The 26,087-nt window shown below is 68.6% G+C and carries 20 protein-coding genes; 11 read left to right on the forward strand and 9 right to left on the reverse strand.

Annotated elements, in window-relative coordinates; genetic code table 11:
• The first annotated feature begins 48 nt into the window (after positions 1–48).
• Together hrpA and BM436_RS32775 are read left to right on the forward strand one after the other, a co-directional pair.
• Positions 49–4,458, forward strand: coding sequence for an ATP-dependent RNA helicase HrpA (gene hrpA / locus BM436_RS32770; RefSeq protein WP_093560771.1), 4,410 nt, complete (start codon positions 49–51; stop codon positions 4,456–4,458).
• 84 nt (positions 4,459–4,542) lie between these two features.
• Entirely contained in the window at positions 4,543–5,727 is a 1,185-nt protein-coding gene (locus tag BM436_RS32775; protein ID WP_093560773.1) for an extracellular catalytic domain type 1 short-chain-length polyhydroxyalkanoate depolymerase, read from the forward strand.
• Between the two features lie 3 nt (positions 5,728–5,730).
• Here the strand turns inward: BM436_RS32775 and BM436_RS32780 are convergent, their stop codons facing one another.
• On the reverse strand, positions 5,731–6,993 hold the full coding sequence (locus BM436_RS32780; protein WP_093560775.1) for a putative Na+/H+ antiporter: 1,263 nt from the start codon (positions 6,991–6,993) through the stop codon (positions 5,731–5,733).
• 122 nt (positions 6,994–7,115) lie between these two features.
• Between BM436_RS32780 and imuA the strand changes: the two genes are divergently transcribed.
• From imuA to BM436_RS32795, 3 genes are all read left to right on the forward strand, one after another.
• Positions 7,116–7,847, forward strand: a complete 732-nt coding sequence (gene imuA, locus BM436_RS32785) for a translesion DNA synthesis-associated protein ImuA (protein ID WP_093560777.1) — start codon at positions 7,116–7,118, stop codon at positions 7,845–7,847.
• Positions 7,774–9,240 (forward strand): Y-family DNA polymerase, encoded by a 1,467-nt coding sequence (locus BM436_RS32790; RefSeq protein WP_093560779.1) that lies wholly within the window; start codon positions 7,774–7,776, stop codon positions 9,238–9,240. The genes imuA and BM436_RS32790 overlap by 74 nt, the downstream gene beginning before the upstream one ends.
• A gap of 73 nt (positions 9,241–9,313) precedes the next feature.
• The gene (locus BM436_RS32795) at positions 9,314–10,078 is read left to right on the forward strand and encodes an alpha/beta hydrolase family protein (protein ID WP_093560781.1); all 765 of its coding nucleotides are present in this window, start codon (positions 9,314–9,316) and stop codon (positions 10,076–10,078) included.
• A gap of 24 nt (positions 10,079–10,102) precedes the next feature.
• Here BM436_RS32795 and BM436_RS32800 read toward each other — a convergent pair whose 3' ends face one another.
• Together BM436_RS32800 and BM436_RS32805 are read right to left on the reverse strand one after the other, a co-directional pair.
• Positions 10,103–10,450, reverse strand: a complete 348-nt coding sequence (locus BM436_RS32800; RefSeq protein ID WP_093560783.1) for a hypothetical protein — start codon at positions 10,448–10,450, stop codon at positions 10,103–10,105.
• A gap of 53 nt (positions 10,451–10,503) precedes the next feature.
• Positions 10,504–12,402: a M61 family metallopeptidase gene (locus BM436_RS32805; RefSeq protein ID WP_093560785.1), complete on the reverse strand. Its 1,899-nt coding sequence runs from the start codon at positions 12,400–12,402 to the stop codon at positions 10,504–10,506.
• 186 nt (positions 12,403–12,588) lie between these two features.
• Between BM436_RS32805 and BM436_RS32810 the strand changes: the two genes are divergently transcribed.
• The 5 genes from BM436_RS32810 (at position 12,589) to coaD (ending at position 17,928) form a co-directional block, all read left to right on the forward strand.
• The gene (locus BM436_RS32810) at positions 12,589–13,050 is read left to right on the forward strand and encodes an Hsp20 family protein (protein WP_093560787.1); all 462 of its coding nucleotides are present in this window, start codon (positions 12,589–12,591) and stop codon (positions 13,048–13,050) included.
• Positions 13,051–13,255: 205 nt separating this feature from the next.
• Positions 13,256–14,737, forward strand: a complete 1,482-nt coding sequence (locus tag BM436_RS32815; RefSeq protein WP_229490953.1) for a Do family serine endopeptidase — start codon at positions 13,256–13,258, stop codon at positions 14,735–14,737.
• Positions 14,738–14,758: 21 nt separating this feature from the next.
• Positions 14,759–15,418 carry a response regulator transcription factor gene (locus BM436_RS32820; RefSeq protein ID WP_093560791.1) on the forward strand — a complete coding sequence of 220 codons (660 nt, stop codon included), beginning with the start codon at positions 14,759–14,761 and terminating at the stop codon, positions 15,416–15,418.
• A gap of 2 nt (positions 15,419–15,420) precedes the next feature.
• Complete coding sequence (locus BM436_RS32825) at positions 15,421–16,749, forward strand: ATP-binding protein (RefSeq protein WP_371859699.1); 1,329 nt, start codon at positions 15,421–15,423, stop codon at positions 16,747–16,749.
• A gap of 33 nt (positions 16,750–16,782) precedes the next feature.
• Positions 16,783–17,928, forward strand: a complete 1,146-nt coding sequence (gene coaD / locus BM436_RS32830; protein ID WP_093560795.1) for a pantetheine-phosphate adenylyltransferase — start codon at positions 16,783–16,785, stop codon at positions 17,926–17,928.
• Between the two features lie 26 nt (positions 17,929–17,954).
• Here coaD and BM436_RS36625 read toward each other — a convergent pair whose 3' ends face one another.
• From BM436_RS36625 to BM436_RS32845, 4 genes are all read right to left on the reverse strand, one after another.
• Complete coding sequence (locus tag BM436_RS36625; protein WP_143133415.1) at positions 17,955–18,164, reverse strand: hypothetical protein; 210 nt, start codon at positions 18,162–18,164, stop codon at positions 17,955–17,957.
• A 75-nt stretch (positions 18,165–18,239) separates the two neighbouring features.
• The gene (locus BM436_RS32835) at positions 18,240–18,662 is read right to left on the reverse strand and encodes a helix-turn-helix domain-containing protein (RefSeq protein ID WP_093560797.1); all 423 of its coding nucleotides are present in this window, start codon (positions 18,660–18,662) and stop codon (positions 18,240–18,242) included.
• Positions 18,650–18,931 carry a type II toxin-antitoxin system HigB family toxin gene (locus BM436_RS32840; RefSeq protein ID WP_093560799.1) on the reverse strand — a complete coding sequence of 94 codons (282 nt, stop codon included), beginning with the start codon at positions 18,929–18,931 and terminating at the stop codon, positions 18,650–18,652. The genes BM436_RS32835 and BM436_RS32840 overlap by 13 nt, the downstream gene beginning before the upstream one ends.
• An 86-nt stretch (positions 18,932–19,017) precedes the next feature.
• Positions 19,018–21,411, reverse strand: a complete 2,394-nt coding sequence (locus BM436_RS32845) for a TonB-dependent receptor plug domain-containing protein (protein WP_093560801.1) — start codon at positions 21,409–21,411, stop codon at positions 19,018–19,020.
• Between the two features lie 134 nt (positions 21,412–21,545).
• Between BM436_RS32845 and BM436_RS32850 the strand changes: the two genes are divergently transcribed.
• On the forward strand, positions 21,546–24,728 hold the full coding sequence (locus BM436_RS32850) for an error-prone DNA polymerase (protein ID WP_093560803.1): 3,183 nt from the start codon (positions 21,546–21,548) through the stop codon (positions 24,726–24,728).
• Between the two features lie 105 nt (positions 24,729–24,833).
• Here the strand turns inward: BM436_RS32850 and BM436_RS32855 are convergent, their stop codons facing one another.
• Both BM436_RS32855 and BM436_RS32860 read right to left on the reverse strand, forming a co-directional pair.
• The gene (locus tag BM436_RS32855) at positions 24,834–25,109 is read right to left on the reverse strand and encodes a putative signal transducing protein (RefSeq protein ID WP_093560805.1); all 276 of its coding nucleotides are present in this window, start codon (positions 25,107–25,109) and stop codon (positions 24,834–24,836) included.
• Between the two features lie 64 nt (positions 25,110–25,173).
• Positions 25,174–25,926 (reverse strand): sulfite exporter TauE/SafE family protein, encoded by a 753-nt coding sequence (locus BM436_RS32860; protein WP_093560807.1) that lies wholly within the window; start codon positions 25,924–25,926, stop codon positions 25,174–25,176.
• Positions 25,927–26,087 lie beyond the last annotated feature (161 nt).

Genomic DNA, 26,087 nt, shown 5'->3' on the forward strand with positions numbered 1-26,087 from the left:
CATTATAATTCGGTGCGCGATGTTCGCGCCAAATACCTGTAAAAAACAATGTCAGAAGCCAGCAAGAAGTCCCCAGTTCCCTCCCAGCAGCCGAATTCCTCCGCCGCACCAGCAACGCCAGCACGACAAGGCGGCCGCGAGGGAGGGCGTCCACCGCGTGATGGCCAGACCGCCCGCGAGGGCGGACGTGCGCGGCGCGAGGACGCGGCCGGCGCCGAAGCCGTGGCTGGACAGGGGCAGCGCGCCCCGCGTTCCGACGCGCGCCCGCCACGCGACGATTCGCAGCAGCGCCGCGCGCCGCGCCCCGACGCCGCCGCGCAACAGGATGGCGCCGCCCCGCGTCCACCGCGCGCGGAGCGCGGCCAGGGCGCCGGTGCGGAACGCGCGCCCCGCGCCGAACGCGGCCCGCGCCTGACGCCGGAGCAGGTCGCCGCGCGCGAGGCCGAATCGGCCTTCCGCAACCCGATGCCGCCGCTGACCTATCCAGAGGACCTGCCGGTCTCCGGCCGCCGCCACGAGATCGCCGAGGCGCTGCGCAAGCACCAGGTCATCATCGTCTGCGGCGAGACCGGCTCGGGCAAGACCACCCAGCTGCCCAAGATCTGCCTCGAACTGGGGCGCGGCAGCAAGGGCCTGATCGGCCACACGCAGCCGCGCCGCATCGCCGCCTCGTCCACCGCCAAGCGCATCGCGCAGGAGCTGGGCACGCCGCTGGGCCAGAACGTGGGCTTCAAGGTGCGCTTCGCCGACACGCTCACGCGCGGCGCCGCCGTCAAGCTGATGACCGACGGTATCCTGCTGGCCGAGACGCAGACCGACCCGCTGCTCAAGGGCTACGACACGATCATCATCGACGAGGCCCACGAACGCAGCCTGAACATCGACTTCCTGCTCGGCTACCTGAAACAGCTGCTGCCGCGGCGCCCGGACCTGAAGGTGATCATCACCTCCGCCACCATCGACGCCGACCGCTTCTCGCGCCACTTCGGCACGCCGGAGAAGCCGGCGCCGGTGATCGAGGTCTCCGGCCGCCTGTACGCGGTGGAGGTGCGCTACCGCCCGGTGGAGCGCGACCAGGTGATGATGCCCGGTCCGAGCGCCGCTTCGGCCGGCGAGCCGAAACCGCAGGCCCGCGCCGCCGCCGCCGCGCGCGAAAAGCGCGACCTGATGGACGCCGTGATCGACGGTGTCGACGAGGTGTGCCGCATCGGCTCCGGCGACGTGCTGGTGTTCCTGCCCGGCGAGCGCGAGATCCGCGACGCCGCCGAGGCGCTGCGCAAGCACCATCCGCCGCACGTGGAGATCCTGCCGCTGTTCGCCCGCCTGTCGGTGGAGGAGCAGGACCGCGTGTTCCGCACCACCAACGCGCGCCGCATCGTGCTGGCCACCAACGTGGCCGAGACCTCGCTGACGGTGCCGGGCATCCGCTACGTGGTGGACGCCGGCCTGGCGCGCGTGAAGCGCTACAGCTACCGCAACAAGGTGGAGCAGCTGCAGATCGAGCCGATCGCGCAGTCCGCCGCCAACCAGCGCGCCGGCCGCTGCGGCCGCGTGGCCGACGGCGTCTGCGTGCGCCTGTACGACGAGCAGGACTTCCTGCAGCGTCCCAAGTTCACCGATCCCGAGATCCTGCGCTCGTCGCTGGCCTCCGTCATCCTGCGCATGAAGTCATTGCACCTGGCGGATGTGGAGGAATTCCCCTTCATCGAGCCGCCGCTGGCGCGCGCGATCGCCGACGGCTACCAGCTGCTGCAGGAGCTGGGCGCGGTGGACGAGTACAACCAGTTGACGCCCCTGGGCCGCAAGCTGGCCAAGCTGCCGCTGGACCCGCGCGTGGGCCGCATGATCCTGGCCGCGCACGACAACGCCTCGCTGACCGAGGTGCTGATCGTGGCGTCCGCGCTGTCCGTGCAGGACCCGCGCGACCGCCCGGTGGAGCACCAGCAGGCGGCCGACGAGGCGCACAAGAAGTTCGCCGACGAGAAGTCCGAGTTCCTCAGCTACATCAAGATCTGGCGCTGGTTCGAGAACGCCATCGAGCACAAGAAAACCAACCGCCAGTTGCAGGACAACTGCCGCGCCAATTTCCTGTCGCAGCTGCGCCTGCGCGAATGGCGCGACGTGCACTCGCAGCTGCTCACCATCGTCAAGGAGCAGGGCTGGCGCATGAACGAGGCGCCCGCCACCTACGAGAACCTGCACCTGGCGTTGCTGACCGGCCTGCTGGGCAACATCGGCTTCAAGTCCGAGGACGAGCCGGGCGCCGGCTACCTGGGCGCGCGCGGCATCAAGTTCCACATCTGGCCCGGCTCGCACCTGTCCAAGAAGCCGGGCAAGTGGATCATGGCGGCCGAACTGGTGGAGACCACGCGCCTGTATGCGCGCTGCGTGGCGAACATCGATCCGGAATGGCTGGAGAAGGTGGGCGGCCACCTGCTGAAGAAATCGTGGGGCGAGCCGCGCTGGGAGAAGCGCAGCGCGCAGGTCAGCGCGTCCGAGCGCGCCACCCTGTACGGGCTGGTGGTGTACAGCCAGCGCCGCATCAACTACGGCGCCTTCAATCCGGTGGAGGCGCGCGAGATCTTCATCCGCGACGCGCTGGTGGGCGGCGACTACGACACGCGCGCGCCGTTCTTCGCCCACAACCACAAGCTGGTGAAGGAGATCGAGAACCTCGAGCACAAGTCGCGCCGCCTGGACGTGCTGGTGGACGATGAACTGATCGCCGCCTTCTACGACAAGCTGGTGCCGGCCGACGTGGTGAACGGCGCCGGCTTCGAGAAGTGGCACAAGGACGCCACGGCGGCCGAGCCCAAGCTGCTGTTCCTGAACCGCGACGAATTGATGCGCCACGAGGCGGCCGGCGTGACCACCGACCTGTTCCCGAAAACGATGATGGCGGCGGGCCTGGAAATGGCGCTCACCTACCACTTCGAACCGGGCAGCGTGCGCGACGGCGTGACGCTGGCGGTGCCGCTGTACGCGCTGAACCAGCTGTCGCGCGAGCGCTGCGAATGGCTGGTGCCGGGCATGCTGAAGGAGAAGGTCCACCTGCTGCTGAAGTCCTTGCCGCAGAAGCTGCGCCGCCATTGCGTGCCGCTGCCGGACTACGCGGCCAAGTTCTGCGAACGGGTGCAGGCCAAGCTGAATTTCGGCCGGGGCGACCTGGTCGACGCCATCATCGCCGACATCCGCGAGCAGATCACCATCGGCGTGCTGACCACGGACTTCAAGCCCGAGACGCTGCCGGCGCACCACTTCATGAATTTCAAGGTGATCGACGAGCATGGCCGCCAGCTGGACATGGGACGCAACCTGGCGACCCTGCAGGCCGAATACGGCGCGCAGGCGCGTCAGAGCTTCCAGAAGATGGCCGAGGCGACGTCGCCGGCCGGCACCCAGCTGCGCGCGGGCGCGCCCGCCGGCGGCAGGGCTGCGGCCGGGGGCGGGCAGGGCACGGGCCAGGGCGCCGCGCAAGGCGGCGGTAAAACAGCGCACGGCGGCATCGCCGCCGACGCCGCGCGCGGCGCCAACGCGGCGGGCGGCAAGTCCGGCCAGCAGGCCGGCGGCGCGTCCGCATCGGCCTCCGCGCCCGCCGCGCCATCGGCCCACACCAACATCACCAGCTGGACCTTCGGCGAACTGCCGGAGATCCTGGAGATCGTGCAGGGCAAGCTGACCCTGATTGGCTTCCCCGCGCTGGTGGACAAGGGCGCGCACTGCGACCTGGAGGTGTTCGACGACCCCACCGTGGCCGAGCGCACCCACCGCGTCGGCCTGCGCCGCCTGTTCGCGCTGCAGATGAAGGACCAGATCAAGTTCATCGAGAAGAGCATCCCCAACCTGCAGCAGATGGGCATGCAGTTCATGTCCATGGGCACGCAGGAGGAGCTGCGCGACCAGATCATCAGCAAGGCGCTGGACATCGCCTGCCTGCAGGACCCGCTGCCGGTGGACGCGGCCACCTTCGCCAAGCGCAAGGAGGAGGGCAAGTCGCGCCTGGTGCTGCTGGTGAACGAGATCGCGCGCCTGCTGTCGCAAGTGCTGACCGAGTTCCACGGCCTGCCCAAGCGCCTGCAGGGCATCAACGCGCAGGCGGCGGCGGACATGCAGCAGCAACTGCAAGGCCTGGTGCACAAGCGCTTCCTGCTCGACAACGACTACGGCCAGCTGGCGCACTTCCCGCGCTACCTGAAGGCGATGAACGTGCGCCTGGAAAAGCTGCGCGGCGACCCCGCGCGCGACGTCAAGCTGATGGCCGACTGGCAAACGGCGGCCGCGCCGTTCCAGCGCCTGCTGCGCGACAAGTCGGCCGGCCGCAACACCGATCCGAAACTGGTGGAATTCCGCTGGATGCTGGAGGAGTTGCGCGTGTCGCTGTTCGCCCAGGAGTTGCGCACGCCGATGCCGGTGTCCGTCAAGCGCTTGCAAAAGGTGTGGGAATCCATGCAGCGCTGACGTTGGCGGTGCGCTAACGCACCGATGGACTCTCCCCGCGCGCGGTATATTGCACTGCAACATAGTGTTGCAGGGAGAGTCTCGATGGCCAAAGCAGCTCCGGGTATGCGCTTGCTGCGCAGTTTGGCCCGCGCCAGCAAGTCGCAACAGAAATTGGTGGCCAGCCTGTTCGCCGTGCCCAAGCCCAAACCCCAGCCAAAATCCAAACCGAAGCCCAAGCCCAAACCCGCGCTTCAAGCCAAGGCGCAACCCAAACGCGCGGCCGCGCCGGCCGCCAAGCTCGCCATCCGCGAGCATGCGCGCCCGGAAGTGCGCGCGCTGCCCGGCAAATGGTTGGCCGCGCAATACCGTTTGCCCGCGTCGGAAGGCCATGCCGCGGGGCAGCAAATGAGCTACTGGCTCTACCTGCCGGACCACGTCCCGGAGCGGGCCGCGCGCAGCGGCCTGCCGCTGCTGGTGATGCTGCATGGCTGCCAGCAGAGCGCCACCCAGTTCGCGCAGGGCACGCGCATGAACCGGCTGGCCGAGGAGAAGGGCTATGCGGTGCTGTATCCGCAGCAGTCCGCCAGCGCCCACGCGCAGCGCTGCTGGAAATGGTACGACCGCGCCACCCAGGAGGGCGGCGGCGACACGCGCGCGCTGGCCGGCCTGATCGAGATGGTCTGCGCGCACCACCCGATCGACCGGCGCCGCGTCTACGCCGCCGGCATTTCGGCGGGCGCCGGCATGGCCAACATCCTGGCGCTGAACCATCCGGAACTGATCGCGGCCGTGGGGCTGCACTCGGGGCCGGTGTTCGGCGGCGGCCACAGTACCGTGGGCGCGCTGCAGGTGATGCGGCACGGCACCGCCGGCCATCACGGCGCGATCCGCGGCGTGATGGCGCGGCGCCCCGCCTTTCCCGTGATGCCGACCCTGCTGATCCAGGGCGAGGGCGACCAGGTGGTGCGGCCCGTCAACCAGCGGCAGCTGGCGCAGCAAAGCCTGCTGTTGAACGGCGTGCCGGCCGGCACGCCCGTGAAGGTGGTGGCCAAGCCGGCCGGGCGCGGCGGCAGCCGCCTCGCGCACGAGATCCGCGACTACCTGGTGGGCGGCAAGGTGGTGCTGCGCGTGGCCAGCATCGACAGCCTGGACCACGCCTGGAGCGGCGGCGATCCGGAGCTGAAATTCAATTCCAAGGCGGGGCCGGACGCCAGCAAGATGATGCTCGATTTCTTCGGCAAGCACCGGCGCCTGGTGTCGCGCCGCAAAGCGGTGTCCGCCGCCTGAGCGTCACAGGAAGAAGGCCAGCGCCGCCACCGCCGTCGGCGGCAGCGCGCCCAGCAGCAAGCCGAGGGCGCCGATCGACTCGTCGCGGAAGCCGCGCCGCAGCAGCGACACGCCGGCCGGGTTGGGCGCGTTGGCGATCACCGTCAGGCCGCCGCCGGCCACGGCGCCGGCCACCAGCATGTATTGCGCCCGCGCCGACATGCCTTCGATCAGCGAGCCCAGGTAGGTGAGGGCGGCGTTGTCGGTGATGGCGGTCAGCGCCAGCGCGCCGAAGAACAGCGCCACCGGTTCCAGGCCGGACACGATGGGCTGCAGCCACCATTGCTGCATGCCGCCCAGGATCACCAGCCCGGCCAGGAAGAAGCCCACCAGCAGGCCCTCCTTCAGGATCAGCGGATGCTGGTGGCGCTGGTAGGCCTGGGTGAAACCCAGGAACAGCAGGAACACGCCCAGGAACAGCACCGGATGGTGGGCCAGCAGCACCACCGCCGCCAGGAAGGCCAGGTGGATCAGCGCCACCACCAGCGGCACCGGACGGTCGGTGCTGCGCGCGCCGCCGGCCGCCTCGATCGGCGCGGACGGCAGGTGGCGCCCCAGCAGCGCGCCGACCACGGTGGCGTTGACCACCACCGCCAGCGCCGCCTTCCAGCCGAAGTTGCCGAGCATGAAGGCGCTGTCCCATTGCCAGGTGGCGGCCACCATCAGCACCGGCGGCGCGGCGTAGGCGGTGAGCGTGCCGCCGATCGAGATGTTGACGAACAGCACGCCCAGCGCGGCGTATTTCAGCCACTCCGGCACCGCGTCCTGGCGGAACAGCAGCGGCGCCAGGATCAGCGCGGCCAGCGTCATCGCGGCCGGCTCGGTGATCAGGGAGCCGGCCAGCGGCACCAGCGCCAGGCCCAGCCACACCAGCGCCAGTTCCGCGCGCAGCGGCGCCATGCGCGCCAGCGCCCGCAGCGCGCGCTGCACCAGGTTCAGCACCGGCCAGGAGGCCGCCACCACCATCACCACGAACACGAACAGCGGTTCGGTGTACTGGCGCGACTCGGCGTAGGCGATGGCGTTCTGCCCGCCCGCCACCAGCGCCATCGCCACGATCAGGATGACGGCCCAGAAGCCGAACACCACCTCCACCTCGCCCAGCAGGTGGAACAGGCCCGCGTGGCGGGGATGGCGGTGCGCCAGCGCCTCGAAGGACTTGGCGGCGAAGGTGTGCAGCAGGGCCAGTCCGAACAGGACGGCGGCGATCAGCTGGATGGTGCTCATGTTGCTCCGTTGATAAGTAAGGCGGGCTCTATCTTACAGTAAGCCCTTGCCAAAACCCGCTCCAGAGAGTACTGTGTATTTGTACAGTATTTTAGATTTTTCGATTTCGATTCAGAGTTGCCATGACACGTCCACAACCCATCGCCGCGCCGGAAAGCCTGCACCCGTCCCTGTGGCTGGCGTCGCAGCTGGCGCACTCGGCCATCCGCTGCGTGGACACCGGCTACGCGGCGCTGTCGGCCCAGCTGCCCGGCGGCGGCTGGCCGCTGGGCTCGCTCACCGAGTTGATGCTGCAGCAGTCCGGCATCGGCGAGATCCGGCTGCTGCGGCCGGCGCTGGTGGGGGTGGCGCAGCGCCAGGTGGTGCTGCTGGGGCCGCCGCAACTGCCGCAGGGGCTGGCGCTGGCGGCGCTGGGCCTGCCCCCGTCCAAGCTGCTGTGGATACGCGGCGGCGAGACGAAGAAGGGCGGCGGCGGCGGCGGCGACATGCTGTGGGCCGCCGAGCAGGTGCTGCGCAGCGGCTGTTGCGGCGCGCTGCTGCTGTGGCAGCGCCACATGCGGGGCGAGACGCTGCGCCGGCTGCACCTGGCGGCGCAGTCGGGCGACACCCTGTTCTGCGTGCTGCGGCCGCTGTCGGCGGCGCAGGACGCGTCGCCGGCGCCACTGCGGCTGGCGCTGCGCGCGGCGGCGGGCGGCATCGACATCGAATTCGTGAAACGCCGGGGACCGCAGCGCGACGAGCCGCTGTTCCTGCCCATGCCACCCTCTTTGCTACAGCGTCATGCGTCTCTGGATCGGCTTTCACCTGCCACGGCTCCCGCTCGAAGTGTTCTGCCCCAGCTGGTCGGAGGATAGCCTCACCGTCGTGCTGGAGCAGGACGGCGTGCTGGCCGTGTCCGCGCGGGCGCGGGCGGCCGGCGTGCGCGAGGGCATGCGCCGCGGCGGCGCGCTGCTGATGGCGCCGGACGCGCAGCTGCGCGAGCGCGCGCCGCCGCTGGAGGCCGAGGCGCTGCACGCGGTGGCGATGGCGCTGCTGCGCTACACGCCGCTGGTGGCGCAGGCGGAGGAGGACACGCTGCTGATCGACGTCGGCGCCAGCCTGCGCCTGTTCGGCGGCGCGCGCGCGCTGTGCCGGCTGGCGCGCGCCAGCATGCGGGCGCTGGGCTTCACCGCCGTGCTGGGCTGCGCGCCCACCGCGCGCGGCGCCTGGCTGCTGGCGCGCGGCGGCGGCGGCCGTTCCTTGACCATCGACGGCATGACGCGCCGCCTGCGGCGCCTGCCCGCCGGCCTGCTGCCGCCGGCGCGGCCCTTCCTGGGCTGGCTCGACGGCATCGGCTGCTTCACGCTGGCCGAGCTGCGGCGCCTGCCGCGGCCCGGCCTGCAGCGGCGCTGCGGCCGCGCGCTGCTGGACATGCTGGACGCGGCGCACGGCGAGGCGCCGGAGATGTTCGACTGGATAACGGCGCCGCCCGGCTTCAAGGCCAAATTGGAGCTGTTCGACCGCGTCGAGCACGCGGACGCGCTGCTGTTCGGCGCGCAGCGCCTGCTGCAGCAAATGACGGGCTGGCTGTGCGCGCGCCAGTTCGCGGTCGAGCGCGTCAGCCTGCTGCTCGAGCACGAGCGCGGCCGGGTGGCGCGCGCGCCCACTCAGATCGAGATCGTGCTGGCCGAGGCCACCTGGCGCGACGAGCACCTGCTGCGCCTGCTGAAGGAAAGGCTGGGCAAGATCGAACTGGCGGCGCCCGTCATCGGCCTGAGCCTGGAGGCGCTGCGGGTGCGGCCGATGACGCCGCCGAGCGACTCGCTGTTTCCGGAGCCGGGCGGCAGCAAGGAGGACCGCGAGCGCCTGTTCGAACTGCTGGTGGCGCGTCTGGGCGCGGACAACGTGCTGCAGGCCGCGCCCCAGGCCGACTACCGGCCGGACCTGGCCAACGCCTGGGTGCCGGTGCACGAGAAGGTGCGCCCGGCCGAGCAGCGCGCCCGCATGCCGCCGCGCAGCCTGCCGCGCCCGGTGTGGCTGCTGCCCAAGCCGGTCGCGCTGCTGATGCGCGACCACCGGCCGTTCTACACCTCGCCGCTGCGCATGGTGTCGAACGCGGAGCGCATCGAGGCCGGCTGGTGGAGCGAGGCGCAGACGCGCGACTACTTCATCGCCGAGGGCGCCGACCACGCCCACTACTGGGTGTTCCGCGAGCGCCTGGGCGCGGAGGACGCGCCGCGCTGGTATCTGCACGGCCTGTTCGGCTGAGGCCGGCCACGGCCGGCGCGCGCTGGGCTACACTTGCGGCTGTTCACCATCTCCACCTTCACCTGGAACCATCATGCGTGCAGAACGACTGGAATTCGCCGGCGCCCACGGCCACAAACTGTCGGCCCGGCTGGAGTCGCCCGACGGCGCGGCGCGCGCCTACGCGCTGTTCGCCCACTGCTTCACCTGCGGCAAGGACGTGTTCGCCGCGATCCGCATCGCGCAGGCGCTGACCGAACACGGCATCGCCGTGCTGCGCTTCGATTTCGCCGGCCTGGGCGCGAGCGAGGGCGAGTTCGCCAACACCAATTTCTCCTCCAACCGGGACGACCTGGTGGCGGCGGCGGACTATCTGCGCGCCCACCACGCGGCGCCGTCGCTGCTGATCGGCCACAGCCTGGGCGGCACGGCGGCGCTGGCCGCGGCGGCCAGCGTGCCGGAGGCGAGGGCGGTGGTGACCATCGCCGCGCCCAGCGACCCGGCGTACGTGACCTCGCTGTTCAGCGAACACCTGGAACGGATCGCCGCCGAGGGCGAGGCCGAGGTGGAGCTGGCCGGGAGGCCGTTCCGCATCAAGCGGCAGTTCGTGGAGGACGCGGGTCGGCACAGCCTGAAGGAGAGCATCGCAGGGCTGCGCAAGGCGCTGCTGGTGATGCACGCGCCGGGCGACGAGACGGTGCCCATCAGCCATGCCATGGGCATTTTCACGCCGGCCAAACATCCCAAGAGTTTCGCGTCGCTGGACGACGCGGACCACCTGCTGACACGGCGCGAGGACGCCGTGTACGTGGCCGATCTGATCGCGGCCTGGAGCGGCCGCTATTTGCGGGGAGTGTGACTACTCGTCGAACTACTCGTCGAACTACTCGTCGAACTCGGAGCTGAGGTCTTTCCAGCCCTTGCGCACGGCGAAGGGCAGGAACTCGTCCGGCGTGTCGAGCACGATCAGTTTCTTTTCCTGCACCACCGGGTCGCCCGGCGTCGGGTCGGGGCCGGTGTAGCCCAGGCCGCGCAGGCGGGCGCCGATTTCGGCGATCAGTTTCTTGTCCCTGTGCAGGCCGTCGGCGGCGGGCGCGGCCAGGTCCACGAACAGGTCGATGACGCCGTAGCCCTCGTCGAAGATACGCAGGGCTTTGATGTCGAGGGAGCGGCCTGAGCCGTCGGTGGCCTTGAAGGGGCCGCTGAGCTGGATGTCGGTGTCTTGGTTCATGCGCTCAGCATACACCAATCGAGGCCGGGGCCGCCAGAGGGCCCCGGCGCCGGTCAGAGCGGCGACAGGATGGCCTGCAGCCGGTCCGGCGTGTCCGGGATGCGCTCCAGCCGCGGATACCGCAGCCCGCCATGGTAGTCCAGCAGGATGGTGCGGAACTTGCCGCCCTTCTTGACCAGCAGTTCGATCGGCTTGCCGGCGTCCTTGCCGCCGGTCTTGGCGGCCGTGACGGCGGCGCGCAGCACCTCCGGCTTGTAGGCCGTGCCGTTCACCGCCAGCACCGTGGTGCCGCCGCCCAGGCCGGCCTGGAAGCCCGGGCCCTCCCATTGCAGCGCCTCGACCTTGCCTTCGCCGTTCAGCGAGAAGCCCAGCGAGTACTGGAAGTCGGCCGACTTGGCGCGTTCCTCCACGCCCCTCAGGTAGGGCGTCGGCGTGTCGGTGTAGACCAGCTTCCAGCCGGCGCGGGTCAGGCCGTCCAGCGGGGCGGGGCCGTTGCCGTCCAGCCGGGCGCGCAGGAAGGCAGCCCAGTCGTGCGGCTGGAGCGCGTTCAGCGCCTTCACCACGTCCTCGAACACGTAGTGGTTGGCCGTGTAGGCGCCATTGTCGATGCCGAAGAAGTTGCGGGCAAAGTGGTCCAGCGATTTGCCGTCGGCGGACAGTTCGCGGATCTTGGTGTCCACGTCCAGCCAGATCAGGGCGCCCTCGTTGTAGTAGTCCTCGCTGCGCTGCCAGCTGCTCCAGCCCAGCGGGCGGCGGCCGTTGATGATGGGATCGTTGGTGGTGTCCTGCACCGGGCGCCAGGAACGGCCCCGCATCGCGTCGTAGCGCGCGGCGGTGGCCGCCAGCGTGTCGCGCACATGCTCCAGCTTGATCAGGCCGGAGCGCGACGACAGCACGTGGCCCCAGTACTGGGTCTGGCCCTCGTACACCCACAGCAGGCTGTTTTGCAAAGGGGTGTTGAAGTCGGGGACGTTCTGGTCGGCCGGGCGGCGGAACTTGCCGTTCCACGAGTGCGCGAACTCGTGCGGCAGCAGGCCGCGCATGGACTCGGCCTTGGCCCAGTCGGTGAAGTAGTCGAGCTTGACGCCGTTCTCGCTGGACTGGTGGTGTTCGCGGCCGATGCCGCCGAACTCCTCGCTCAGCGCCAGCAGGAAATCGTAGTGCGCGAAGTGCTGCGAGTTGAACAGCTTGTAGGTCTGCTGGATCAGCGCGCGGTGCAGTTCGATCTGCTCCGGCTTGGCCTCCACCGCCTCGGCCGTGTCGGCCACCACGTTCAGGTGCACCGGCAGTTTGGCGCCGGGATCGAGGTCGTAGCGCTTGAAGTGGCGGCCGGCGAACAGCGGCGAATCGACCAGCGTCTCCAGGTCCAGCGGCTTGAAGCGCACCACGTCGCCCTGGCGCTCCTGGGTCTCCAGCGCGCTGCCGTATTGCCAGCCCTCGGGCAGCGTCAGCGTGGGCTGGACCATGATGCGGCGCGTCGCGTAGCCGGCCGGGTAGAGCGCCATCGAATGCCACTGCACGCCCAGGATCTCGGCGGTGATGGTGGTGCGGCCCTGGTTGGCCTCGGTGGGCGACAGGTACTGGTATTCGGCCTCCACGCTGGCGGCGCCGGAGGGCACCTCGAGGTGGAAGGCGTGCACGTTGACGGTGTCGCGCTTCCAGGCCAGCGGCTTGCCGTTGGCGCTGAACCTGAGGCCGGCGAGCTGGTTCAGCGGCCCGCTGGGGCCGTGGTTGGCCGGCACCCACTGCGGATAAAGCAAGGTCAGCTTGCCGGGCTTGGCGGGAATGGTCTCGGTGACGCGGAAGATCTGCTGCGAGGTGTTGGTGGCGTCCACCCTCAGCGCGATCGTGCCCGGATAGGGCTGGTCGAGCGGGGCGGGGATGGTCTCCGCGCGGACGCCCAGGGTGGTGGCGGCCAGCAGGACCAGCAGGGATTGGCGCAGCGGTGTCATGGTGCGGAAGGGAGGTAAAAGGCTGAGTGTAGCACGCGGGCAACATCGCCCGTGTTTCAAAACGTGTCGAAAAAAAGTGAAAAAAGACCCCTTGAAAGCGCGGCCTGGCAACCGTATATCGGATGCACCGGTGGCCCAGAAGGGGACCGGAGGACCTTATCGCTTAACTTTAAAAGGATATGAATCATGCGTACTTTTGACCTGACTCCACTGTATCGTTCCGCCATCGGCTTCGACCGTCTGGCCCAGCTGCTGAACGACGCCCAGCGCGGCGACGCCCAGCCCAGCTACCCGCCGTACAACATCGAGCTTGTCTCGGAAGACAAGTATCGCATCGTGATGGCGCTGGCCGGCTTCGACCGCTCGGAGATCGACATCACCAGCGAGCGCGACTCGCTGCAAGTCGTCGGCCGCAAGCAGCGCGATGGCGTGGAACGCACCTATCTGCACCGTGGCATCGCCGCGCGCGATTTCGAACAGCGCTTCCAGCTGGCCAACCATGTGAAGGTGACCGGCGCCTCGTTCGACAATGGCATGCTGACCATTGAACTCGTGCGCGAGATTCCGGAAGCCCTGAAGCCGCGCAAGATCCAGATCGACGGTTCGGGCGCGACTGTCACCGCGCTGGAGCAGCGCGAGGCGGCGTGATCGCCGCCGGTGCGGTAGCGTAGTAGCAACAAGCAGTAACAAGCTGGCCGGGCAATCCGGCCAGCGTCACGTCCGCGCCACGCGCGGCTAGCGTGCCGCAAGCAAGGTTAAGCGGCACCTAAGTCTTCTGCCTCATATTGAATCCATCGAAAAACCCCATTCAATCAGGAGTGCAGCGATGCAAAACAATACTGTTTCTGGAACCATGAAGCGTGGCGTCCTGGCCCTGGCTGTGCTGGGCGCCGTCGGCGCCGGCGGTGCGGTCATCGTCCAACAAAACAACGCCGCCGCCGTGGCGCGGGAGCCGTCCGCCGCCGCCGCGCCGGCCCAGGCCCAGGCGCCGGCGCCGGTGGCCGCGCCGATGATCACCATGCCCGACTTCAGCGTGATCGCCGAGCGCAACGGCCCGGCCGTGGTCAACATCAGCGTCACCGGCAGCACCAAGACCAGCTACGACGGCCCGCAGGGCCGCGGCCGCGATCCCTTCGGCGACGACCCGATGTCCGAGTTCTTCCGCCGCTTCCAGGGGCCGCGCGGCGGCGAGCGCCCCGCGCCCACGCAGGGCGTCGGCTCGGGCTTCATCATCAGCGCCGACGGCATCATCCTGACCAACGCCCACGTGGTGCGCGACGCCAGCGAGGTGACCGTCAAGATGACCGACCGCCGCGAATACCGCGCCAAGGTGCTGGGCTCCGATCCCAAGACCGACGTGGCGGTGCTGAAGATCGACGCCAAGAACCTGCCCGTGGTGCCGCTGGGCCGCATCAGCGACCTGAAGGTCGGCGCCTGGGTGCTGGCGATCGGCTCGCCGTTCGGCCTGGAGAGCACGGTGACGGCCGGCGTGGTCAGCGCCAAGGGCCGCTCGCTGGGCCCGGAGGACAGCTACGTGCCCTTCATCCAGACCGACGTGGCGGTCAACCCCGGCAACTCGGGCGGCCCGCTGTTCAACACGCGCGGCGAGGTGATCGGCATCAATTCGCAGATCTACAGCCAGACCGGCGGCTACCAGGGCCTGTCGTTCGCGATCCCGATCGACGTCGCCGTCAAGATCAAGGACCAGATCGTCGCGACCGGCAAGGTGGCGCACGCCAAGCTGGGCGTGATGGTGCAGGAGGTCAACCAGAGCTTCGCCGACTCCTTCAACCTGGCCACGCCGGAGGGCGCGCTGGTGGCCAACGTCGAGCCGGGCGGTCCCGCCGACAAGGTGGGCCTGAAGGCGGGCGACGTGATCCGCAAGGTCAACGGCCAGAAGATCGTGGCCTCGGGCGACCTCCCCGCCATCGTCGGCCTGGCCATGCCGGGCGACAAGGTGACGCTGGAGGTGTGGCGCCAGGGCAAGGCGATCGAGCTGAGCGGCAAGCTGGGCAACGCCGCCGACAAGGTGGCCGACGCGGCCCGCGCCGACGACGGCGCCAGCAGCAAGGTCAAGCTGGGCCTGCAGCTGCGCCCGCTCGACCCGCTGGAGCGGCGCCAGTCCGGCATCGCCTCCGGCCTGCTGATCGAGGGCGCGGGCGGCGCGGCCGCCTACGCCGGGGTGCAGCCGGGCGACGTGTTATTGTCGGTGAACGGCCGCGCGGTCAACACCATCGAGCAGGTGCGCGACGTGATGGCCAAGTCCGAGAAGTCGGTGGCCTTGCTGATCCAGCGCGGAGATGACAAAATCTTCATCCCGGTGCGGATCGGTTAAATAAACAAGGAAGGGCACGCCATGCGCCTGCTGTTGGTGGAAGACGATACGATGATCGGCGAGGTGGTGCTGGACCTGCTGCGCGCCGAGCACTACGCGGTGGACTGGGTCAAGGACGGCGACATGGCCGACACCGCCCTGCAGACCCAGACCTACGACCTGGTGCTGCTGGACCTGGGCCTGCCGCGCAAGGACGGCCTGGAGGTGCTGCGCGCGATGCGCGCCCGCAAGGAGCTCACGCCGGTGCTGGTGGCCACCGCGCGCGACGCGGTGCAGCAGCGCATCGCCGGCCTGGACGCGGGCGCCGACGACTACGTGCTCAAGCCCTACGACCTGGACGAGCTGCTGGCGCGCATCCGCGCGCTGCTGCGCCGCTCCGCCGGCCGCGCCGAGCCCGTGTTCGAGCACAAGGGCGTGACCATCAACCCGCAGACCCGCGAGGTGCTGGCCAACGGCGCGCAGGTCAACCTGTCCGCGCGCGAGTGGGCGGTGCTGGAGGCGCTGATCGCGCGCCCCGGCATCGTGCTGTCGCGCGCCCAGCTGGAGGAAAAGCTGTACAGCTGGAAGGACGAGGTCAACAGCAACGCGGTGGAGGTCTACATCCACGGCCTGCGCAAGAAGCTGGGCAGTGAACTGATCCAGAACGTGCGCGGCCTCGGCTACATGGTGCCCAAGGCATGAAGATGCCCGTCACGCACTCGTTGCGTGGACGCCTGCTGTGGTTCCTGCTGGCGGCCATCATGCTGACGGCGCTGGGCCAGGCCATCATCGCCTACCGCAGCGCCCGCAACGACGCGGACGAGATCTTCGACTACCACATGCAGCAGATGGCGCTGTCGCTGCGCTCCGGCGCGCCGCTGTCCAACCAGGGCGACGGCTCGGCCGACGTCGGCAACGACGACATGGTGGTGCAGGTGTGGACGCCGGACGGCGTGCAGATCTTCCGCTCGCTGTCGCGCGCCGAGCTGCCGCAGCGCGCCGTGCTGGGCTTTTCCAACGTGCGCGTGCGCGGCGCCACCTACCGCGTGTTCTCGGTGCAGACCAGCAGCCAGACCGTGCAGATCGCGCAGGACATGGCGGTGCGCCAGCGCATGGCCGGCGCGCTGGCGCTGCGCACCGTGGCGCCGATCGCCATGATGGCGCCGCTGCTGATGCTGGTGGTGTGGTGGGTGGTCAGCGGCTCGCTGGCGCCGGTGTCGCGGGTGCGCAAGCAGGTCGCCGCGCGCCAGGCCGACGACCTGTCGCCCGTCTCCGAGAACGACCTGCCGGACGAGGTGCGCCCGCTGGTGCAGGAGCTGAACCTGCTGTTCGGCCGGGTGCGCACCGCCTTCGAGGCGCAGCAGCACTTCGTGGCCGACGCCGCCCACGAGCTGCGTTCGCCGCTGGCGGCGCTGAAGCTGCAGGCGCTCAGCCTGCACCGCGCCGACACGCCCGAGGCGCGCGCCGTGGCCGTGGGCCGCCTGACGGCCGGCATCGAGCGCGCCACGCGCTTGGTCGAGCAGTTGCTGGTGCTGGCGCGGCAGGAGGCCGGCGGCGAGCACAAATTCGAGCAGGTGAACCTGGCCGACCTGGCCAAGCGCACGCTGGGCGACCTGGCTGGCGCGGCCCAGGCGCGCGACATCGACCTCGGCCTGCACCACGCGGACGAGGCCGTCGTGGACGGCCAGGCGGACGCGCTGCTGATCATGCTGCGCAACCTGGTCGACAACGCCATCAAGTACACGCCGGCCGGCGGCACGGTCGACGTCGAGGTGCGGCGCGCCGGCGCCGGCGCCGTGCTGCGCGTCGAGGACAGCGGACCCGGCATCTCGCCGGAGGAGCGCGAACGGGTGTTCAGCCGCTTCTACCGCGTGCCCGGCAGCGCGGCCGGCGGCAGCGGCCTGGGCCTGGCCATCATCAAGGCCATCGCCGAGCGCCACGGCGCCACCCTGTCGCTGGAGCAGTCGGCCCGGCTGGGCGGGCTGCTGGTCGAAGTCGCGTTTCCCACCACCGGAAAGGCCGCGCCCGGCTAGAATGTCGTTTTGACATAGTCAGCGGAGCGGCGCATGAAGAAAATCGGCTTTTCGGGCACCCTGGACCCGATCACCAACGGCCACATGTGGGTCATCGGCGAGGCGCGCGAGATCGCCGACGAGGTGGTGGTGTTCCTGTCCGAGAACTCGGCCAAGCAGCCCAAGTTCTCGGCCGAGCAGCGCAAGGACATCATCGCCCGCAGCTGCGCCGAGCGCGGCTGGGGCAACGTGCAGGTGATGATCGTGAAAAGCGACTACACGGCGCGCGTGGCCAAGCGGCACGGCGTGGACTACCTGATCCGCGGCATCCGCACCACCGCCGACTTCGACTACGAGAACCTGATCCAGCAAACCAATGTGGACGTCATCGGCGGCGCCAAGACCATGTTCGTGATGCCGCCGCGCGACCTCGGCTCGGTCAGCTCCAGCTTCGTCAAGGCGCTCGAGGGGCCGGTCGGCTGGAACTGGACCATGAAGAAGTTCGTGCCGCCGCCGGCCTACCAGGAATGGATCATGAGCTGGCTGCGCAAGGAGTGGGAGGGCCTGTGGCGCTACGCCAAGGCCGACGCGGCGGCCGTGGCCCACGCCGACCAGTGGTTCGAGCGCCTGACCGGCAGCGGCGCCTACGGCGGCGCGCAGCGCCAGTACCACAACCTGGACCACCTGGTGCACGGCCTGGCCGAGATCCGCACCTGGGCCGCCAACGTCGGCCCCAGCGCGCGCGACGCCAACCTGGTGCGCGCCGCCTTCTGGTTCCACGACGCCCATTACAGCCACGCCGTCAGCGGCGCGCTGTCGAACGAGGAGGAGAGCGCGCAGCTGTGGCTGAAGAGCGGCCTGGACGCCGACATGGCCGACGACGTCGCGCTGCTGATACGCGCCACCGACCATTTCCAGAGCGCGGCCGTGTCGCACCCGCTGAAGCAGACCATGCTCAGCGTCGACTTGGCCATCCTGGGCCAGGACGAGGAGGTCTACAGCCACTACGCGCAAGGCATCCGCGAGGAATACCGCCACGTGCCGGCCGACCGCTACCCGGTGCTGCGCGGCCAAGTGCTGACCTATCTGCGCCAGAAGGCGCTCGACGGCACGCTGTTCGGCGACGCCTTCTTCGCCGAGCAATACAACGCCCTCGCCATCGCCAACATGGGCCGCGAGCTGCGCGCGCTGGGGCAATAAACCTATGATCGGCGGTTGGCGCGCCGCTAGCTTCCTTTCTGCAGGCTGATCGAGAATTCGATCAGTTCGCGCTGGCGCGATTGCAACGCCGTGCGCGCGGCATGGCGGACTTCCGGCACCCAATCATTCGCCCTGTGAAGCAACTCGACAATGGCCGCATACGTGCCTAGCTGCGCCAAATAGGGAAGCGCCTTTTCACGCACATGGCCGTTCCGGTGTCTTGCCATTTCCAGCAAGGTTGGTTCTGTCGGTTTCTGCTCGGGCGAAGCGCGGGCTTCTTCGGCATTGTTACCGGTCCGATATGAAACGGCTTAGATGAACGCTGACGGTGGCAGATGAAACCGCTCAGCCAAGGCGCGGATCTGGCGAACATTGAGCTCGCGTTTGCCGCTTAGGATCTCAGAGACCACACTCTGAGCCCCAATTTCGGGCACTTCTGATTGAGACAGGCCATGCTGTTCCATCATCAAACGTAACATATCGGTTGGCGACACTTTCTCTTGCGGGTAGTGAATTGCTTCGTAGTCGCCTATCACGTTGCCCAAGGCGTTGACGAGGTCGGCCAATGGATGGCCCTCCACAGCCGCGCCAGCGTCCAGCAATGCGTTCAGTGAGGATATTGCTGTTTCGTATTCCTTCTCCGAGTTAATAGTATGCAGAGGGACATGCGCTTTCAGAGCGGTAAAGTGATTCGTGATCTCCGCGATCACCGAGTGATCCATTACGGCTTCCATTTGTTGTACTCCTGGTGAGTGAACACGTGCCGGACATACACTTTTTGCTGGATGAAGTTAATCCAGGTGATTACGCGATACTTGTTTCCGCCGATGCCGAAAATGTAGTAGTCGCCAACGCGGTCGGTCGCATTGAAGACGTTTTTGATATCGGCATAGTTGACGAAACTTCGAGTTTCTATCGCCTTTCTCCAAGTCTGTAGCGGTATGCGCGCGGCAGGTTGCCTTGCCGAGAAGTCGAGCAGTGCTTTGTTTGATATCAAGTGCATATGGACAGCTTATAGCAAATTGCTATAGCCGTACATGCCAAAAAAAACGCCCCGGAAACGGGGCGTTCGAAGGCTCGTGGTTTGGCTTAGAACTTGACCCACAGGCGGCCGAAGTAGGACGCGCCGTTCAGGCCGAACTGCACGCTGTCGTACTTGAAGCCGTTGTCGGTCTCGTCCGGGTTCTGCGCGCTCGGCTTGACGTTGAAGATGTTGGCGCCGCCGAAGGTGAGCTTGGCGTTCTTGCCGACGCTGTAGGTCAGGCTCAGGTCGGCCGAGGTCTTGGCCTCGTACTTCGCGTTCGGCACGCCGCCGGCCGTGCCGCTGAAGGTGCCCAGGGTCTGCGGTCCGAAATGGATGATCTTGAAGTCGGTCTCGACCGGCCCGGTGGCGTAGGTGAAGCCCAGCGTGGCCTTGCGGCGCGGGCCGCCCTGCTCGATGAACAGGCGCTCGCGCTCGGACAGCAACACGTCCTCGTAGCCGCGCAGCGAGGCCGGCGCGTGGATGCCGGTCACCTCGGTCTTGCTGAGGTTCATGGCCAGGAAGGTGGTCAGGCGGTTGCCGCCCAGCGTCGCCTTGTGCGACGCGGTCAGATCCAGGCCCTGGGTCTTGGTGTCCACCGAGTTGACGAAGAACTGCGCCTCGCCCACGCCCAGCGCGGCCAGGCGGCCGGCCAGCTCGGGGTAGTTGCCGGCGTTGAAGCGGCCCGACAGCACGATGCGGTCCTTGATCTTGATGTCGTACAGGTCGGCCGTGACCGACAGCGCCGGCGTCGGCGTCCAGGTCGTGCCCAGCGTGAAGCTGGTCGACTTCTCCTCTTTCAGTTTCGGAATGCCGGCCGCGTTGGCGACCGCGCCGCCGTTGGGCGCGAGCACCACGTCGGTCGGCACGCCGCTGATGAAGTCGGTGAAGGTGGACGAGAAATACACCTGCTGCAGCGAAGGCGCGCGGAAGCCGGTGGAGGCCGAGCCGCGCAGCAGCAGCGCCGGCGCGGCGCGGAAACCGCCGGCCAGCTTGCCGGTGGTGGTCGAGCCGAAGTCGCTGTAGCGCTCGTGGCGCACGGCGCCCTGCAGCTTGACGCGCTCGCTCAGGTCCAGCTCCAGGTCCAGGTAGGCGGCCGTGCTGTGGCGCTTGGCGTTGGTGGCGTCGGCCGGCTGGAATCCGGGGAAGCCCTGGCTGCCGGCGTTGCCGCCGAAGCCGACACCGTCGGCGTCGATCCAAGAGCCCGGCTCGCCGGCGAAGATCTTGTACCGCTCGCCGCGGTACTCGGCGCCGAAGGCCACGTTCAGGCCGTTCATCACGCCGTCGTAGTAGCGGCTGAAGTCGGCGTTGGTGGTCATCTGCCGGAACGAGAAGCCGCCCGCGTCGAAGGCCGACGGGCTGACGCCCCGGCCGCCCTTGACCAGGTCGGCGTTGGCGATGGACGCGTTCAGCGTGTTGTTGATGTTGTACATCATCTTGTTGTAGCCGTAGGTCTGCGAGAAGTCCGCGTTCCAGTCGCCGATCCGCGCGCGGTGGCCGACGGTCGCGTAGCGGTCGTCGATGGCGCCGTCGATGTAGGGCACGAAGCCGTTCGGGTACATGGCCGCCGAGTTGCGCGACGGGATGTCGTCGCTGCCCACGCCGCCGCGCGACCAGGCCGCGCTGGAGGCGTCGCGGGTCTGCGCGCCGCCGGTGAAGTAGAACTTGCCGCCCGGGACGGTGGGCAGCTCGCCGTTCACGTACAGGGTCTGGTTCTCGACCTTGGTGTCGCCGATGGTGCGCGGATTGCCCGCCTCGGCGCGGTTGGAGCGGCCGCGGTCCAGGTATTCGCCGGTGACGCCGACCACGCCGCCGCCCAGCGCCACGCCGCAGTAGGCGGACGCCAGGTAGTTCTTGCCGTCGCCCTCGGCGTACTGGCCGTAGCCGGCGACGGCCTCGCAGCCCAGGCTCTTCTTCAGGCCGATGTCCATCACGCCGGCGATCGCGTCCGAGCCGTACTGGGCGGCCGCGCCGTCGCGCAGCACCTGCACGTCCTTGATGGCCAGCAGCGGGATCGCGTTCATGTCGGTGCCGGTGTTGCCGCGGTTGCGCGCGCCGAACAGGTTGACCAAGGCCGTGGTGTGGCGGCGCTTGCCGTTCACCAGCACCAGGGTCTGGTCCGAGCCCAGGCCGCGCAGCGCGGCGGAGTCGACCAGGTCGGCGCCGTCCGCGCCGGTCTGGCGGGTGGAGTTGAAGGAGGGCGAGATATAGGTCAGCGCCTGCGCCAGGTCGAACTGGGCGCCCTGCTCGGCGGTCTTGTTCATCGGGATGATGTCGACCGGCACCACGGTGTCGGTGGCCGAGCTGGCGGCGCGGCGCGAGCCGACGATGTTCACGGTCTGCACCGGCGCGGCGGCCGGCTCGGTGGCGGTCTGGGCCTGCGCGTGCGGCAGGACGGCCAGCGCGGCGCCGCCGTACAGGCTGATGAGTACTGCTTTGCGTAGTGCGGAAGTCGAAAACAAGTGTATCTCCGGTGGAAAAATTGCCGGAATTCTAATCGATACGCGTCGCGCGCAACAACTCCGCAGGACCGCGCGGGCTGTGCGTGGCGGCCGGAAGCGGGTAAAATACTGTATTTATATACAGTACAACAACCATGCCGCCCCCAAATCCGTCGCCAGCGGCCGGCTTGCCCCCGTACGCGGAGCTGTTCTGCCTGACGAACTTTTCATTCCTGCAAGGCGCCTCGCACGCCGAGGAGCTGGTCGAGCGCGCCTTGCGGCTGGACTACGCCGCGCTGGCGATCACCGACGAGTGCTCGCTGGCGGGCGTGGTGCGGGCGCACGGGGTGGCCAAGCGGGCCGGATTGCCGCTGCTGATTGGAGCCCATTTCCACCTGACCGATCCGGACGGCACGCCCGGCCTGTCGCTGCTGGCGCTGGCGCAAAACCGCGAGGGCTACGGCAACCTGTCCGAACTCATCACCCTTGGCCGCACCCGGGCGGAGGTGGCCAAGGGCAGCTACCTGCTGCGCCCGGACGACTTCGCCGCGCCGTTGGCGGCCCAGGCCCACCTGAAGGGCTTGCCGCACTGCCTGATGGTGTTGCTGCCGCGCTATCCGTCCGACCAGCCGGAGGACGTCGACCGGTTGCACCTGCAGGCCGCGTGGATGGCGGCCCAGTTCCCCGGCCGCGCCTGGATCGGCCTGAGCCTGTTGCAGCACGCCTTCGACGAGGCGCACCGCATGGGCATCGACGAGGTGGCGTGGCAGCACGGCCTGCCGGTGGTGGCGGTGGGCGACGTGCGCATGCACGTGCGCTCGCGCAAGCCCCTGCTGGACACCCTGACCGCCGTGCGCGTCGGCCGTCCCGTGTCGGAGTGCGGCTACGAGCTGGCGCAGAACGCCGAGCAGCACCTGCGCTCGCGGCTGCGGCTGGCCAATCTGTTTCCACGCGCGGCGCTGGACGAAACCGTGCGCATGGCGGGGCTGTGCGCGTTTTCGCTGGACGAGCTGAGGTACGAGTACCCGCACGAGCTGGTGCCGGCCGGCCACACGCCGGCCAGCTATCTGCGCCAGGAAACCTACCGTTGCGCGCAGCAGGACCGCTACCCGCACGGCATACCGGAAAAGGTGCGCGACCAGGTCGAACAGGAGCTGACCCTGATCGCCGAACTGGGCTACGAGTTCTACTTCCTCACCGTGTACGACATCGTGCGCCACGCCCGCTCGCTGGGCATCCTGTGCCAGGGCAGGGGATCGGCGGCCAATTCCGCCGTCTGCTACTGCCTGGGCGTGACGGAGGTGAATCCGGCCGAGAGCAAGCTGCTGGTGGGGCGCTTCATCTCGCGCGAGCGCGCCGAGCCGCCCGACATCGACGTGGACTTCGAGCACCAGCGGCGCGAGGAGGTCATCCAGTACATCTACACCAAATACGGCCGCCACCGCGCGGCGCTGGCCGCCACCGTGATCTGCTACCGCCCCAAGAGCGCGCTGCGCGACAGCGGCAAGGCGCTGGGCGTGGACCTGGCGATCGTGGAAAAAGTGGCCAAGTCGCACCGCTGGTTCGACAGCAGGAAGGACTTGCTGGGACGGCTGGGCGAATGCGGCCTGGACCCGGAATCCATGCTGGCCAAGCAATGGGCCTCGCTGGCGTACCAGTTCCTCGGCATGCCGCGCCATCTGTCGCAGCACGTGGGCGGTTTCGTGATCGCCAAGGACAAGCTGTCGCGCCTGGTGCCGATCGAGAACGCCACCATGGTGGACCGCAGCGTGATCCAGTGGGACAAGGACGACCTGGAGGAACTGGGCCTGCTGAAGGTGGACGTGCTGGCGCTGGGCATGCTGTCCGCGCTGCGCCGCTCGCTGGAGTTGATCGGCCAGCGGCGCGGCGAGCAGTTCCGGCTGCAGGATATTCCGCGCGAGGACACGCGGACCTACGACATGATGTGCGAGGCCGACACCATCGGCGTGTTCCAGATCGAGTCGCGCGCTCAGATGAGCATGCTGCCGCGTTTGCGGCCGAGGACGTTCTACGACCTGGTGGTGGAGGTGGCCCTGGTGCGGCCCGGACCGATCCAGGGCGGCATGGTCCATCCCTATCTCCAGCGCCGCATGAATCCGGAACTGGTGGAGTATCAACCACGCCTGGAGGAGGCCCTGCAGCGTACGCTGGGGGTGCCGATCTTCCAGGAGCAGGTCATGCAGATCGCGATGATCGCCGCCGATTTCTCGGCGGGCAAGGCGGACCAGTTGCGGCGCGCGATGGCGGCGTGGAAGCGCAAAGGGGGCATGGAGAAGTACGAGGAAGACATCATTGCGGGGATGACGAAAAACGACTACCCGCTGGAATTCGCGCAGGCCATCTGCAAGCAGATCCAGGGCTTCGGCGAATACGGCTTCCCCGAGTCGCACGCCGCCAGTTTCGCCTTGCTGACCTACGCCAGCTCCTGGATCAAATGCCACGAGCCGGCCGCCTTCCTGTGCGCCTTGCTCAACAGCCAGCCGTTGGGCTTCTACGGCCCGTCCCAGCTGGTGCAGGACGCCAAGCGCCACGGCGTCGTCGTGCGTCCGGCCGACGTGGCCATCAGTGGCTGGGATTCGGCGCTGGAGGAGGAGACCGGTCCGCGCGGCCAGCCCGCCGTGCGGCTGGGCTTTTCCGTGCTGCGCGGCATGCGGCCCGAGAGCGCCGAGCGCATCGAAATGGCGCGCGCCGTGCGGCCCTACGCCAGCGTGGCCGACCTGGCGCGGCGCGCCGACCTGGACCGGCACGACCTGCAAGTGCTGGCCGGCGCCAACGCCTTGCACGGCCTGGCCGGCAACCGCCGCCAGGCCTTGTGGGAGGCGGTGGGCGCCGTGCCGGACAAGGACCTGCTGCGTCCCACCGAACCGGACGAGGAGGCCCCGCGGCTCAGGCCGCCCAGCGAGGGCGACGACATCCTCGGCGATTATCGCGCGCAGGGCATGACGCTGGGCCGCCACCCGCTGGCGCTGCTGCGTCCGCAACTGCTGGCCCAGCGCTTCCTGCCGGCGTCCACCTTGAACACCTACACCAACGGCCAACTGGCGCGCGCCTGCGGCATCGTCACCGTGCGGCAGCGGCCGGGCACGGCCAAGGGCGTGCTGTTCATCACCATCGAGGACGAGACCGGCAATGTGAACGTCATTATCTGGCCGGCGCTGGTCGAGCAGCAGCGCAAGGAAGTGCTGGGCGCGCCGCTGCTGGGCGTGTACGGCGTGTGGCAACAGGAGGGCATCGTGCGCCACCTGGTGGCCAAGCGCCTGGTGGACATGAGCCACCTGCTGGGCCGCCTGCCCACCGCCAGCCGGGATTTCTGCTAGGCGGTATGACCTTCGGCCGATGTTATGGCATTCGCCGCCGCATGGCTCTCCAAAATATCGGTCGTACGCGCTCTTGATGTGGATGACGGTGTCAACGCGACTGACTCAGCGCAGCGGAATCACCGACTCGACGTTAGCGTCCTCCGGCAGCGCGTATTCGCCGCGCTCGTAGGCGGCCAGCGTCTCGCGCGCTTGCGCCGCGTAGCGCTCCGGCACCATGACGCGCGTGCCGCCGATGGCGGGGGCCAGCAGCAAATGGGTTTGCGTCAGGTGGTCGTCGGCGAGCACGGCGGGGATGCCGGCGGCGGCCAGGCAGCCGCGCGCCAGGTGGGCCTCCATCGGCACGAGAAACGTCGCGATCACTTGGTAACCATGGTCCATATTTCCTCCGCTATCGGGCCATATTACAGCACAGCAAGCGCGCGGGCCCGCGGCGCGCACGCGTCTACGGCGGCGACGAGAAATAACGGACCAGCAGGAACACGCCGGAGCACAGCACCAGCACGTTGACCACCTTGAGGAATTGCTCCCGGCTCAAGCGCAGCGTGATGCGGCGCCCGGCGTGGACGCCGCACAGCATGGCCGTGGACAGGAACAGCGCCATGCCCAGGATGCCCGCGTCGGCGTAGACCCCGGCCAGCAGGAAGAACACCAGCCGGGTCAGGGTGCTGAGCCCGATCAGCGTGCTTTGCGTGACCCGGATGCTGTCCTTGTCCTCGATGCGCCCGCCCAGGTAGATCGAATAAATGAAGCCGCCGCTGCCGAACAAGGCGCTGAACACGCCGCCTATCAGGCCGAACGGCCGGGCCAGCGACGGGGCGAAGCGCCGCGCGGGTTTGTAGCCGCTCAATGAATACAGCGCGTAGGCGACGACGAACACGCCGAGCAGCAGCAACAAGAAAGCGGCCTTGGTGAACAGCAGGATGCACGCGCCCAGCGCGCTGCCGGCCACCATCATCGGGACCAGGCGCCGCAATTCGCCGAGCTCCGCGCTGCGACCGTGCCGCAGCAAATTGCTGGCGGCGGCGAAGAAGTCCAGCAAGGCCAGCAGGGGAACGATGTGCGCCACCGGCATGAACTGCGCCAGCACGGGACTGGCCACCAGGGCGGTGCCGAAACCGGCGATGGAGAAGATCACATAGGCGAGCAGGACGCTCAGCCAGATGGCGCCAAGATGACTGTACGGAAGATGATCCATCGCTTAGCCGAACCGTTCGCAGGGAAACGTCCAGTGTGCCGGATCGCGGCAAGAATGTATATTTGGTAATAACGCGTAGCGAAAAAAAAGGCTATGTCGCGGCTAGGTGTGGAAATACGCCGACCGCTGCTTTCAGTAGTGTCGTTGGTGTATTGATGCGC

This window comes from Pseudoduganella namucuonensis (genome assembly GCF_900116645.1).
In the GTDB taxonomy this organism is placed as follows: domain Bacteria; phylum Pseudomonadota; class Gammaproteobacteria; order Burkholderiales; family Burkholderiaceae_D; genus Rugamonas; species Rugamonas namucuonensis.

Bases quoted from the DNA above. Each gene is read 5' to 3' on its own strand.
- hrpA (WP_093560771.1), top strand. From the start codon at position 49: ATGTCAGAAGCCAGCAAGAAGTCCCCAGTTCCCTCCCAGCAGCCGAAT.
- BM436_RS32775 (WP_093560773.1), top strand. From the start codon at position 4,543: ATGGCCAAAGCAGCTCCGGGTATGCGCTTGCTGCGCAGTTTGGCCCGC.
- BM436_RS32780 (WP_093560775.1), bottom strand. From the start codon at position 6,993: ATGAGCACCATCCAGCTGATCGCCGCCGTCCTGTTCGGACTGGCCCTG.
- imuA (WP_093560777.1), top strand. From the start codon at position 7,116: ATGACACGTCCACAACCCATCGCCGCGCCGGAAAGCCTGCACCCGTCC.
- BM436_RS32790 (WP_093560779.1), top strand. From the start codon at position 7,774: ATGCGTCTCTGGATCGGCTTTCACCTGCCACGGCTCCCGCTCGAAGTG.
- BM436_RS32795 (WP_093560781.1), top strand. From the start codon at position 9,314: ATGCGTGCAGAACGACTGGAATTCGCCGGCGCCCACGGCCACAAACTG.
- BM436_RS32800 (WP_093560783.1), bottom strand. From the start codon at position 10,450: ATGAACCAAGACACCGACATCCAGCTCAGCGGCCCCTTCAAGGCCACC.
- BM436_RS32805 (WP_093560785.1), bottom strand. From the start codon at position 12,402: ATGACACCGCTGCGCCAATCCCTGCTGGTCCTGCTGGCCGCCACCACC.
- BM436_RS32810 (WP_093560787.1), top strand. From the start codon at position 12,589: ATGCGTACTTTTGACCTGACTCCACTGTATCGTTCCGCCATCGGCTTC.
- BM436_RS32815 (WP_229490953.1), top strand. From the start codon at position 13,256: ATGAAGCGTGGCGTCCTGGCCCTGGCTGTGCTGGGCGCCGTCGGCGCC.
- BM436_RS32820 (WP_093560791.1), top strand. From the start codon at position 14,759: ATGCGCCTGCTGTTGGTGGAAGACGATACGATGATCGGCGAGGTGGTG.
- BM436_RS32825 (WP_371859699.1), top strand. From the start codon at position 15,421: ATGCCCGTCACGCACTCGTTGCGTGGACGCCTGCTGTGGTTCCTGCTG.
- coaD (WP_093560795.1), top strand. From the start codon at position 16,783: ATGAAGAAAATCGGCTTTTCGGGCACCCTGGACCCGATCACCAACGGC.
- BM436_RS32835 (WP_093560797.1), bottom strand. From the start codon at position 18,662: ATGGAAGCCGTAATGGATCACTCGGTGATCGCGGAGATCACGAATCAC.
- BM436_RS32840 (WP_093560799.1), bottom strand. From the start codon at position 18,931: ATGCACTTGATATCAAACAAAGCACTGCTCGACTTCTCGGCAAGGCAA.
- BM436_RS32850 (WP_093560803.1), top strand. From the start codon at position 21,546: ATGCCGCCCCCAAATCCGTCGCCAGCGGCCGGCTTGCCCCCGTACGCG.
- BM436_RS32855 (WP_093560805.1), bottom strand. From the start codon at position 25,109: ATGGACCATGGTTACCAAGTGATCGCGACGTTTCTCGTGCCGATGGAG.
- BM436_RS32860 (WP_093560807.1), bottom strand. From the start codon at position 25,926: ATGGATCATCTTCCGTACAGTCATCTTGGCGCCATCTGGCTGAGCGTC.